The following is a 10,861-nucleotide window of genomic DNA, read 5'->3' as shown; positions in this document are numbered from 1 at the left end:
ACGGCGCACGGGCGAGCGCCGTCACCTATAGCCTGATGCTGACTTGCCGCGCCTGCGGCGTCGAGCCTCTCGCGTGGCTACGCCATGTTCTCACTGAACTGCCCCAGCGACCTCTCGACGCCGATATCGACGACCTGCTGCCATTCAACTTCGAAAAACACGCCTGACCTCCCGACGTCGCCGCGGTGGCCTGTCTCGTCCAGCGTCAACTGTGATGGCCGCACTGCCTCCGGAAGCAGCGTGCTACGAAATGCGCGCTTACGACTGACTCTGCGCGCTAAAAAGGCCGCTACGGGCTCGTCCACCCGTTTCGGCGGCGGGGGATAGGCTCCCCCGAAATGACAACTAAGATCGTGTGGAAGCATCAAGCATCATATGCGCGGTTCCGCCGCGATGACGTAGTCGTTGCCGCAAGGAAGGCTGCCGTCGCGCTCGATCACGGACAGCGCTTCATCTCTTAACGTCACGGCATGATCCCTGAGTGCCGAAGCAAGGGTTCGGTCGTCGAGCCGAGCGATGCGCTGCTCGCACATGGCGATCTGTGGCTGCACCAAACGCGCGCCGAAACGGATCGGAAAACGCTGCGCACAGATCGGTGTGAAGTCTGCCCGATGCAGCGCCTCCATGACCCACTCGGCCGGATATTCGCGATACGGCCGCTCCCCTGCGAGCAGGAGGCAGGAATCGCGCAGCCAACCGATGCGCCAGATGATGTGTGCGGCAGGATCGGCGGGTTCATCGGCGGGCACGTAGAGATCGAGGCCGATGACATAGAGGCGTCCGCCCACGAGCGGCCGCAGGCGGGCGAACAGGCGCTCCTGGAAGTAGGGCGCGAAGCCGTCGATCGCGCCGACCAGATAGTCGGCCAGCACGGTGTCGTAAGTCTCGCCCGCCAGCAGAGCAGGGTCTGCCCAGTTGCCGAGCACGATGCGATCTTCGGGGCGCCGCCGAGCCTCTGCGATATCGCGCACCTGCATGGCATGCCCCTCGGCGCCCGTCACCGCGGTCCAGCGCTCCGTCTGAAGCGACTGGATCCAGCGGATCGATCCCGAGCCGGTGTCCGCATAGAGGACCGAGCCCCAAGGCCCGGTCCCCCTGCAGTTCCTCGACGTAGGCGAACAGTGTGGACGCAGCCACTCTGTCCTTGCCCTTCGTCATCAGAACACTGTCCGCAGGCCAACCACGAGGTTGCGCCCGCGCAGCGGTGATGCATCCTTGATGAAGGAAGCGTGGTTGAAGGCGAGAGCGTTCGTCAGGTTGGTGCCCCGAAGATAGATCTCGGCCGACTGCTCGCCAAGGTCGAGCTTGTAAGAGACAGTAGCGTTCACCATGTCATAGCCGGACGAGCGCGTTTCATAGGCAGCAATGCGGTCCTGTTCGAAGACGCGGAAGTACTCCGCGTTCACCGTGAAGCCCGCCAGTGCCATGTCGCCGCGTGCGCCGAGACGTCCTGCGGGGATGCGCGGCAGGTTGCCCCCCGCATCCTTGAACTTTGCTCGCACATAGTCCCCGAATACCGCAAGACCGAGCGCGGGCGAGAACTGGTGATGAATCTCGCCATCGATTCCGGTGAAAGTGGCGTCGTGGGCAGTGTAGCTGATGAGCCGGAAGTCCTCGAACCGGTCCAGCGTCTCAGCGTAGATGTAGCCGTCGAAGTCCTGGTGATAGGCGCCCAGGGTGAAGTGGGTATCGCCCAGCGACTTGCGCAGCGTCACGTCCACGGAATGCGAGGTTTCCTTGCCCAGCGTCGCGTCCCCGACTTCATAGGTGTTGGTAGCAAGGTGCACGCCGCGCGCGAACAGCTCCTGCGCAGTGGGTGCACGCTGCGAGCGGGCGAGCGAGAGGGCGACCGAATAGCCGCTGCCCGCTTCCCAGATCGCTGCGCTGGAAACTGAGAAGGGGTTGTGCTCGGCACGGCGGTTCAGCGTCGTCTCGACCTTCTGCCATTCCTGCCGGACGGCGGCCTCGAAACGGACGGGACCGGCCTGCAGTGTCTCGAACAGGAACAGGCTGGTGTTCGTGGTCTCGCTCTCGGGCAGGTAGGCTTCGGTGCCGATAGCGCTGAAGTCGCTCTTCGCATGCTGCACGCCGAAGGTGCCGCGCAGACCTGCGAGCGGCTTGTGTGTCAGTTCGAGGCGAACGTCGTGCGCCTTGTTGCGGAATGTCGTCGCGACTTCGTCGTGCTCCAGTTCCTCATGACGATACTTGGTGATGCCCGCGCGAAAACGGACTCGCTCGAAACCGGGAAGTGGCTCTTCGTAGTCGCTGCGAATGTCGATCCGTTCGCTGCGCAGGCGCACGTAGGGGACTTCCTCGTGGCCCTCCTCGTGCTCGTGTTCATGATCGTGGTCATGCTCATGGCTGTGGTCGCGCCCGCCGCAGTGCAGGCTGGAGCCGTGGGGGTGGCAGTCCTCGTAGTCGTGGCTATGGCCGGGCAGGCCGTATTCGCTGGTCTGGCGGGTATAGGCCGCACCGATGTAGCCGCGCTCGCCCACCCAGGCGCCGCCGACCGACCAGGTCGACGTGTCATTGTACGAGCCATCGACATGGCGATCACCGAAGCGTGACGGCACACGGTAATCGTCGCTGGAACGGGCCACGCCCTCTACCCGGACGGCGAAGTTGCCGATCGCACCGGTCAGGCCGCCGACGAGCGACTGCTCGTTGTCTGCCGTGCCGAGACGGCCTTCGGCAACGCCATCGATCCCATCGGTCGGGAGGGTAGTCGGGATCTTACTGTCAAGCACGTTCACTGCGCCGCCGATCGCACCGCCACCGTAAAGCAGCGTCGCCGGACCGCGCAGAACCTCGATTCCGCGCATCAGCAGCGGCTCGGCCACGACCGCATGATCCGGAGAGACCTGCGAGGCGTCCTGGATCTGCGAGGCGTCGGACAGGACCTGCACGCGCGGCGCGGTCTGGCCGCGGATGACCGGGCGGCTCGCACCGCCGCCGAAGTTGTCGAAGTTGACGCCGGGCTGCCCGGCCAGCGTCTCTCCCAGCGTCGCCTGACGGCGGTGGACAAGCTCGTCTCCGCCCAGCGTCAGGACCGGCGTGACGGTCTCGTCCGCGCGCTGCTGCAGCGCCGTCGCCGTGACCACGATGTCATCGGCGCGGTGCGCCTTAGTCGATTGCGCGAGGGCCGCCGGAGCGACGATGCAAGCGGTTGCGACCGAGGCCAGGAGTACTGCGTGTTTCATGCCGGATTGTTCCCCTCTAGGCTAAGGGGCATCCGCTACGTCATTACGAGATGTTATAACATCCTCTTTTTTGTTGCAAATCATGTCTGACGGGTGATCATCGCTTGAAGGTGACGCATGGGCGGTCAGCAGGTGTGATATTCCCGGGCGAGATCAGGGAATTGAAGATCAACCTCAAGTAATGCTGCGCAGGCCTTCTTCGGGAGGCCTGCCACACTTCGTGCCTCCACCCATCGATCAGCCTCTTTACAAAACAATCCATCCTGCTTAGAACCATCACAACTGCTTTGATAATGGCAGAACGAGAGGAGATTGCCGGTGTTCATCGGGCCAGAGGCCGATCGCCTTGCCATTCGCGAACTGATCGACCGCTACAGCGACGCCGTCATGCGCCGCGATGCGGATGCCTATATCGCCACCTGGGCCTCTGACGGCCGCTGGTGCTTTCGCGGCGGCGAGATGGTCGGGCACGACCAGATCCTGCCGTTCTGGCGCAAGGCGATGGACGGCTTCGCCGAAGTCATGTTCATGGCCAACCCCGGCTCGATCCGCATCGACGGCGACCGGGCCGAGGTCGTCACCTACACTTTCGAACATCTGGAAATGCAGGACGGCAGCCGCCGCTTTCAGGCCGGACGCTACGACGACGTGCTCGTCCGTTCCGACGCCGGCTGGCAATTCCAGCAACGCACTTTTTCCGCACGGGAGCTGAAATCATGACCATTCTCATCGTCGCCACAATGCAACTCGATCCGGCACACGCCGAACGCATCGTCCACGAAGCGCGCCCGCTGATCGAGGCCTCGCTGGAAGAACCCGGCTGCCTTGCCTACAGCTGGGCGCTCGACCCGCTGAACCCGGGCCGCATCGAGGTGTTCGAGAAGTGGACCGACGAGGCCGCCCTCGCCCACCACTTCACGCTGCCCAACTACACCGAGATGCGCACCCAGCTGCGCTCGGCCGGGCCGATCGAGTCGAGGAGCCGCAAGTATCTCGTCGCCCATGACGAGCCCGTCTACGATGAGACCGGCACCCCGCGCGCCGATTTCTTCACCGCACCGGTGGAGGCCTGATCCCATGGCCGACGCGGATGTGCTGGCCCCGAGCCTTGAGGCCGAAGAGGCCCGGCTGAACTCGCACTACGAGTTGCGCCGGCGCACCTTGCGGCACATGCGCGACAAGACCACCGACCTCGACGCCGCGGGGCCGATGCAGATCGACCCGTCGATCTACACCGACGCCGGCTATGCGCAGCGCGAGCGCAAGGCGATGTTCCTCGACATGCCGGTGGTCGCCTGTCTCAGCCGCGATCTCGACGGACCGGGCGCGAAGATGACCTTCGACGTGCTTGGCCCACCAATCCTGCTGGTGCGCAACAAGCAGGGGCAAGTAAACGCCTTCCTCAACATGTGCACCCACCGCGCGGCGCGGCTTGTCACCGAGTGTGACGCCCGCAGCCGCATGACATGCCCGTTCCATGCCTGGACCTTTGACCTCGACGGCAAGCTGATCGGCCAGCCCGGCAAGGAAGGCTTCGCCGGGATCGAGCGCGAGGAACTGGGCCTCGTCCGCGTGCCCTGCGCCGAGAAGTACGGTCTCGTCTTCGTGCGCGCGACGCCGGGGGGCGAGGAGATCGACGTGGACGCCCACCTTGGCGATTTCGCAGGCGAGATCGCGCACCTGGAACTCGACAAGGCGGAATGCATCGCCGCGTCCGAAATCACGGCCGATGCCAACTGGAAATACGCGCTCGACACCTATGGCGAGAGCTATCATTTCGCCACGCTGCACCCCGAGACGATCGGCAAGCTCGCGCCGTCGAACATCATGGTCTACGACAACTACGGCCTTCACGCCCGCCTCGCCTTCCCGCGCGAGGAGTTCATGCCCTATCAGGATACGCCCGAGGAGGAGTGGCCGCATACCGACTACGGCGGGCTCTACATGCTGTTTCCCAACCTCGTCATCAACGTCAACAGCATCCCCGGCATCGGCCAGTTCTACGGCGTGTCGCGCGTATTCCCCGGTGCCACGCCGCAGGACTCTCGCACGCTGATGCGTACGTACCAGCCCGCACATGCAGGCGAGGAAGTCGATCGCCAGAAGTGGGCGGAAATGCACGCCTTCATCGACAAGGTCGTCTCCACCGAGGACTACAGCGTCTCGGCCACCGGCCAGCGCAATCTCGAATGGGCGCCCTCCTCTTTCCGCACGGTGCTCGGCGCCAACGAGATCGCCCTGCAGCACTGGCATCGCAACGCCGCACGGATCATGCGCGGCGCGAACTGAGCTTCAATTCTCCCGGTGGCTTCCTCTCCGCAAACCACCAAAGACTGAGGGACCGGGCATCCAAGATGCCCGGTCCCTTTTTTCGACCACGCGCCAACCGGCACATTGCAAATGAAAAGGGGGAGCATTGCTCCTCCTGTCCGGTCAGTCCGCGTAGTCTGGCGCGAAGCGCTCCACTTCGCGCTTGAGCGCCACCCAGTCCATCGTGCCGTTGATCTGGCCGCCGTAGTTGTAGGTCTGACTGTAAACCAGATCGACCACTTCATCGGGGATCATCCTCAGCTTGGCCCCGCCGGACTGCGCGGCGATCTGGATCTCGCAAGCGCGCTGGGTCATCAGCATGAGGTAGAACGCCTCGCCGATGGTGCGTCCTGTGGTGAGCAGGCCGTGGTTGCGCAGGATCAGCACGTCCTTGTCGCCGATGTCGCGACGCAGGGTTTCGCGCTCTGCCTCGATCAGCGCGACGCCCTCATAGTCGTGATAGGCGGTGCGGCGCGCGACGATCGCGGCCTGCTGGCTGATCGGGAGCAGGCCGTCCTCCTGCGCCGAGACGGCGACGCCCGCCGCCGTATGCGTGTGCAGGACGCAGACCACGTCCTCGCGCGCGGCGTGGATAGTGCTGTGGATCAGATAGCCCGCCGGGTTGATGACGCCATCCTTGGTCAGCACATCGCCTTCCAGCGTCACGGCGACGAGGTTGCTGGCCTTCACTTCGTTGAACAGCGTGCCGAACGGGTTGATGAGGATGCGCTCGCCCGGCCCCGGCAGGCGCGCCGAGATGTGCGTCGCGATACCGTCGGACATTCGGTAATGATGGATCAGGCGGTAGCAGGCGGCGAGGTCCTTGCGGACTTCCCACTCGGCCTCGTCGTAGGACTGCTCGTTCTGGACTGCCAGTTGCATGGGTGTTCTCTCCTGTGGTTCGTTATAATCCGGCTAGGGACTTGGCGATGATCGAAAGCTGGATTTCGGACGCGCCCCCGAAGATCGTCGCCGCCCGCGAATTGAGTGCATCGCCGACCAACGTGTCGGTCATGCCCGGACCGGCATCCTGAAACGCCAGCGCTTCCTCACCCAGCACCGCGACCCCGGCATTGCCGATGGCCTGCTTGAGCCGGCTGGCCCGCAGCTTCAGCACCGATGCCACCGGCCCCGGTGATTGCCCCGGCTCGATCTCGCCAAGCGTCGCTAGCTCTAGCATCTCGAAGCAGTCGATCTCGCTGACCAGTTCGGCAAGCGTGCGGCGCAAGTCCGGGCGATCGATGACGCCGCGCTCACGCGCCACGCCGATCACCCGCTTGAGCGAGGAGCGCAGCCGCGCCCCGAACAGGCCGGTGCCGCGTTCGAATTCGAGGAGGTACTTGGCGATCTTCCAGCCCTCGCCTTCGGCGCCGATGCGGTTCGCCAGCGGCACCTCGACGTCGGTGAGGAACACCTCGTTGACGTCATGGTCGCCCGCGATCGAGATGATCGGGCGCACTTCCACGCCGGGACTGTCGAGGTCGATGGCGAGCGCGGTGATGCCCTCCTGCCGCTTGCCGGTGGAGGCCGTGCGCACCAGCGCGAAGATGCGGTTGGCGTGGTGAGCGTGGGTCGTCCAGATTTTGCTGCCGTTGACCACATAGCGCCCGTCCTGCTCCACCGCGCGGGTGGAGAGCGAGGCAAGGTCGGACCCGGCCCCCGGCTCGGAAAAGCCCTGGCACCAGTAGTCCTCGCCCGAAAGGATGCGCGGCAGCCACTCGGCCTGCTGCTCGGGCGAGCCGAACGCCTGCACCACCGGCGCCACGAGGCGGATGCCGATGGGATAGACCAGCGGAGCGCCAGCCAGCGCGCATTCGGTCTCGAAGATGAAGCGCTGGATGGCATTCCAGCCGGGGCCGCCGAACCGCTCGGGCCAGACCGGTACCGCCCAGCCTTTTGCCGCCAGCAGCTTCTGCCACGGCAGCGAGACTTCGGGTTCGGGGTAGACCGCGCTGACGGCGGCCTGTCCTGCGCGCAGTTCGTCAGTCAGGCTCTCGGCCAGGAACGCGCGGACTTCGGCGCGGAAGGCGGTGAGTTCAGGGGTGAGCGAAAGGTCGGTCACGCAGGCTCTCCCAGCACGGCACTATGGGCATAAGAGCCGGTATCGATAGTGGTGCGCGCGATCGTCAGCGCCGCGTCATCGGGCGTGCCGTACCGCGCGCAGAAGGCGAGCATCTGACGGTAGTGCGCAGAAATCGGCAGTTCCTCGGAGACGCCGATGCCGCCGTGCAACTGCACCGCCCCTTCGGCCACGACGCGCGCAGTACGGGCCACCTGCAGCTTACCGGATGCACAGGCGCTGGCGCGAGCATCGTCGCTGGTGGCAGCGTCGAACCGGACGGCGGCCAGCAACGTCGCGGCGCGTGCCTCCTCGCAGGCGACGGCCATCTCGGCAACACGCAACTGCACCGACTGGAATGCGCCCAGCGTCCTACCGAACTGACGGCGCTCCTTCATATAAGCCACCGTGGCGGCGAGCGCGGATTTCATGGAGCCTAGCTGGAACCACTGCTCGACAACGGCGGCTTCGGCGCGCACGCGATCGAATGCCGCCGCCGCATCATCGGCAAGGCGCTGAAAGCCGCTCGCGCCCGAAATGCGCACGTCGCCGGACAGGCGACCATCGAGCATGCGCGACGGCGCAACCGTTACCCCCGGCGCATCGGCAACGATGCCCCACAAGCTGCCATCTGCGGCCAGCACGGCAATGTCGGTGGCAGCAGCAGTGCCTTCGGCCAGACGGAAGTTCAGATCAGCACCCTCGGGATTGCCCGGAAGCTGCGCACGGGCGTCCAGCACCAGCGTGCGCACCACGCCTTCAAGCTGTGCCTCCAACCGATCCTCGACACCCAGCGCACCGAACAGGCGGGCAGGGACCATACCCAGAGCAACGACGGGCTCGGCGACAAGCCGCCCACCCAGATACATCGCCAGCAGCCCACAATCCGCCATCGCGCCGCCAAGGCCGCCCTGCTCCTCGCTCACTAACAGATGGAACGCGCCCAGTTCCGCAAGCGCTGCCCAGAGGCCCGCATCCATCGACGGTCCGGCCTTCAACAAGGCACGGCGATGCTCGAAATCGTAACGGCCTTCGAGCAGGCGCGACACGGTGTCGGCGAACATGGCCTGCTCTTCGGTGAACTGCAGCTTCAAACTTACGCTCCTTCCCCCGCCCGGTCCTTTGCGGACCTTCGCTTGCGGCCATTCTAGACACCGAACGTCATAAAGCAAGCAATTCTGTTTAGTATGGACAGGTTGGAATTTTTCAGACACGTAGGACTGTAAATGATCCGAAAGCGCGGGAATGCGCCATCGGGCACAGGCAAGAACGGGAGAAAAGGATGCAGCTCAACCGCGACACTATGCTGCAGGCGTATCGTCAGATGCGCACGATTCGCGATTTCGAGGAACGTCTGCACGACGAGATCCAGACCGGCGACATCGCCGGATTCACGCACCTCTATGCCGGACAGGAAGCCGTGGCGGCGGGTGTGTGCATCAACCTCACCGACGACGACTGCATCATCTCCACCCACCGCGGCCACGGCCATTGCATCGCCAAGGGCTGCGACGTCGGCGGCATGATGAAGGAGATCTACGGCCGCGCCGATGGGCTGTGTCACGGCAAGGGCGGCTCCATGCACATCGCCGACGTCAGCAAGGGCATGCTGGGCGCCAACGGCATCGTCGGGGCAGGGGCGCCGATTGCGGTGGGCGCGGCGATCACCGCCAAGCTGCGCGGCAAGGGCGCGGTCTCGATCGCGTTCTCGGGCGACGGTGCGTGCAACCAGGGCACCACGTTCGAGGCTATGAACATGGCCGTGGCGCTGCAAGTGCCGGCGATCTTCGTCTTTGAAAACAATCATTATTCCGAGCACACCGGCCCCGAATACGCCACCTCCACCGCAGGCGACATCGCCAGCCGTGCCGAGGCGTTCGGCATGAAAGTATGGCGCGCCAACGGCTGCGATTTCTTCGAGGTAGAGGCCACCTTCCGCGATCTGCTCGCCTATGTGCGCGAGACCGGCAAGCCCGCAGCGATCGAGTTCGATACCGAGCGATTCTTCGGCCATTTCGAAGGCGACCCCCAGCGTTACCGCGGAAAAGGCGAGCTGGACCGTATCCGTGCGGAGCGCGATTGCCTGAAAATCTTCCGCGAAAGCGTGACAGGCTCAAAGGTACTGGGCGGCACCGAACTGGACCTCATCGACACCGAGGTCGCGCAGCTCATCGATCAGACGGTGGTCGACGCACGCGCCGCGCCCGTGCCGGATGCCGCCGCCGTCCTTACCAACGTCTACGTCTCCTACTGAGGCCCGCCATGACCAGAATGCAGTTTCGCGAAGCCATCAATCTCACGCTGCGTCAGGAGATGGAGCGTGACCCCCACGTGATCCTTCTTGGCGAGGACGTCGTCGGCGGCATGGGCACCGCCGGCGGTCCCGAAGCCATCGGCGGAATCTGGAAAACCTCCGAAGGTCTCTATGGCCAGTTCGGCGCCGGGCGCGTGATCGACACGCCGATTTCCGAAAGCGCGATCATCGGTGCGGCGGCGGGCGCTGCCCTCACCGGCCTGCGCCCGGTGGCCGAGATCATGTTCGCCGACTTCATCGGCGTGTGCCTCGACCAGATCTGGAACCAGATGGCCAAGTTCCGCTACATGTTCGGCGGCGCCACCAAATGCCCCGCCGTCATCCGCGTGGCCTATGGCGCGGGCCGCAACGCCGGACCGCAGCACAGCCAGGCCGCCTATGCGATGATGACCGCGATCCCCGGCCTCAAGGTCGTGATCCCGTCCTCACCGCGCGAGGCCAAGGGCCTGCTGGCGACGGCGATCCGCGATGACGATCCGGTGCTGTTCTTCGAGCCCAAGGCGCTCTACGCCATGCGCGAGGAAGTGCCTGTGGAGGACTACACCATCCCCTTCGGCCATGCCCGCATGGTGCGCGAAGGCAACGACGCCACGATCGTCACCTGCGGCCAGCTTGTCGCCCGCGCCGAGGCGGCTGCCGATGCCCTCGCCCAGCGCGGCATGTCGTGCGACGTGATCGACCTGCGCACCACCAGCCCGATGGACGAGGAAGCGATCCTCGATTCGGTCGAGGCGACCGGCCGCCTGATCGTGGTGGACGAGAACCCGCCGCGCTGCGGCCTCGCCCGCGACATCGCCGGGTTCGTCAGCGAGCAGGCGTTCACCGCGCTCAGGGCCCCGATCGCGCAAGTGACGCCGCCGCATACGCCGGTGCCTTTCGCGCCTGCGCTGGAGAACGCCTACCTCCCTTCGGTCGAGCGGATCACCGCCGCGATCGAGGCGACGGTCGGCTTCCGAGGCTGAGGGGGAGGATGCTGAC

General features: G+C 65.1%; 11 protein-coding genes. 6 read left to right on the top strand and 5 right to left on the bottom strand.

Translation table 11 applies throughout. The features are described 5' to 3' along the window. The coding region (locus HWN72_RS27610; RefSeq protein WP_211151943.1) for a transposase domain-containing protein at positions 1 to 167 on the top strand (167 nt) is incomplete at its 5' end. A 204-nt stretch (positions 168 to 371) separates the two neighbouring features. Here HWN72_RS27610 and HWN72_RS27605 read toward each other — a convergent pair. Both HWN72_RS27605 and HWN72_RS27600 read right to left on the bottom strand, forming a co-directional pair. After that, the gene (locus HWN72_RS27605; protein WP_211151933.1) at positions 372 to 1,001 is read right to left on the bottom strand and encodes a hypothetical protein; all 630 of its coding nucleotides are present in this window, start codon (positions 999 to 1,001) and stop codon (positions 372 to 374) included. Between the two features lie 156 nt (positions 1,002 to 1,157). Beyond that, positions 1,158 to 3,200: a TonB-dependent receptor domain-containing protein gene (locus HWN72_RS27600; RefSeq protein WP_211151932.1), complete on the bottom strand. Its 2,043-nt coding sequence runs from the start codon at positions 3,198 to 3,200 to the stop codon at positions 1,158 to 1,160. 318 nt (positions 3,201 to 3,518) lie between these two features. On the opposite strand from HWN72_RS27600, the gene HWN72_RS27595 reads away from it, so the two are divergent. The 3 genes from HWN72_RS27595 to HWN72_RS27585 are packed head-to-tail and all read left to right on the top strand — an operon-like array spanning position 3,519 to position 5,489. Then, a complete protein-coding gene (locus HWN72_RS27595; protein WP_211151931.1) occupies positions 3,519 to 3,920 on the top strand; it encodes a nuclear transport factor 2 family protein in 402 nt (133 codons plus the stop codon). After that, complete coding sequence (locus HWN72_RS27590) at positions 3,917 to 4,273, top strand: putative quinol monooxygenase (RefSeq protein WP_211151930.1); 357 nt, start codon at positions 3,917 to 3,919, stop codon at positions 4,271 to 4,273. The genes HWN72_RS27595 and HWN72_RS27590 overlap by 4 nt, the downstream gene beginning before the upstream one ends. A 4-nt stretch (positions 4,274 to 4,277) precedes the next feature. Next, positions 4,278 to 5,489 (top strand): SRPBCC family protein, encoded by a 1,212-nt coding sequence (locus HWN72_RS27585; protein ID WP_211151929.1) that lies wholly within the window; start codon positions 4,278 to 4,280, stop codon positions 5,487 to 5,489. A gap of 144 nt (positions 5,490 to 5,633) precedes the next feature. On the opposite strand, the gene HWN72_RS27580 is transcribed toward HWN72_RS27585, so the two are convergent. The 3 genes from HWN72_RS27580 to HWN72_RS27570 are packed head-to-tail and all read right to left on the bottom strand — an operon-like array spanning position 5,634 to position 8,663. Further along, positions 5,634 to 6,392, bottom strand: a complete 759-nt coding sequence (locus HWN72_RS27580; protein ID WP_211151928.1) for a class II aldolase/adducin family protein — start codon at positions 6,390 to 6,392, stop codon at positions 5,634 to 5,636. A 22-nt stretch (positions 6,393 to 6,414) separates the two neighbouring features. Further along, positions 6,415 to 7,572 (bottom strand): acyl-CoA dehydrogenase family protein, encoded by a 1,158-nt coding sequence (locus tag HWN72_RS27575; RefSeq protein ID WP_211151927.1) that lies wholly within the window; start codon positions 7,570 to 7,572, stop codon positions 6,415 to 6,417. After that, complete coding sequence (locus tag HWN72_RS27570) at positions 7,569 to 8,663, bottom strand: acyl-CoA dehydrogenase family protein (protein ID WP_211151926.1); 1,095 nt, start codon at positions 8,661 to 8,663, stop codon at positions 7,569 to 7,571. Before HWN72_RS27570 ends, HWN72_RS27575 begins: the two co-directional genes overlap by 4 nt. A gap of 188 nt (positions 8,664 to 8,851) precedes the next feature. Between HWN72_RS27570 and HWN72_RS27565 the strand changes: the two genes are divergently transcribed. Both HWN72_RS27565 and HWN72_RS27560 read left to right on the top strand, forming a co-directional pair. Further along, positions 8,852 to 9,823 (top strand): thiamine pyrophosphate-dependent dehydrogenase E1 component subunit alpha, encoded by a 972-nt coding sequence (locus tag HWN72_RS27565; RefSeq protein WP_211151925.1) that lies wholly within the window; start codon positions 8,852 to 8,854, stop codon positions 9,821 to 9,823. Positions 9,824 to 9,831: 8 nt separating this feature from the next. Then, positions 9,832 to 10,845: an alpha-ketoacid dehydrogenase subunit beta gene (locus tag HWN72_RS27560; protein WP_211151924.1), complete on the top strand. Its 1,014-nt coding sequence runs from the start codon at positions 9,832 to 9,834 to the stop codon at positions 10,843 to 10,845. Positions 10,846 to 10,861: the final 16 nt, after the last annotated feature.

The organism is Novosphingobium sp. HR1a (assembly GCF_015594425.1).
In the GTDB taxonomy this organism is placed as follows: domain Bacteria; phylum Pseudomonadota; class Alphaproteobacteria; order Sphingomonadales; family Sphingomonadaceae; genus Novosphingobium; species Novosphingobium resinovorum_A.
This window is presented reverse-complemented; position numbering and strand designations above follow the sequence as displayed.

Coding starts and splice junctions, on each gene's coding strand:
- HWN72_RS27600 (WP_211151932.1), bottom strand. CDS start 3,200: ATGAAACACGCAGTACTCCTGGCCTCGGTCGCAACCGCTTGCATCGTC.
- HWN72_RS27590 (WP_211151930.1), top strand. CDS start 3,917: ATGACCATTCTCATCGTCGCCACAATGCAACTCGATCCGGCACACGCC.
- HWN72_RS27585 (WP_211151929.1), top strand. CDS start 4,278: ATGGCCGACGCGGATGTGCTGGCCCCGAGCCTTGAGGCCGAAGAGGCC.
- HWN72_RS27580 (WP_211151928.1), bottom strand. CDS start 6,392: ATGCAACTGGCAGTCCAGAACGAGCAGTCCTACGACGAGGCCGAGTGG.
- HWN72_RS27565 (WP_211151925.1), top strand. CDS start 8,852: ATGCAGCTCAACCGCGACACTATGCTGCAGGCGTATCGTCAGATGCGC.
- HWN72_RS27560 (WP_211151924.1), top strand. CDS start 9,832: ATGACCAGAATGCAGTTTCGCGAAGCCATCAATCTCACGCTGCGTCAG.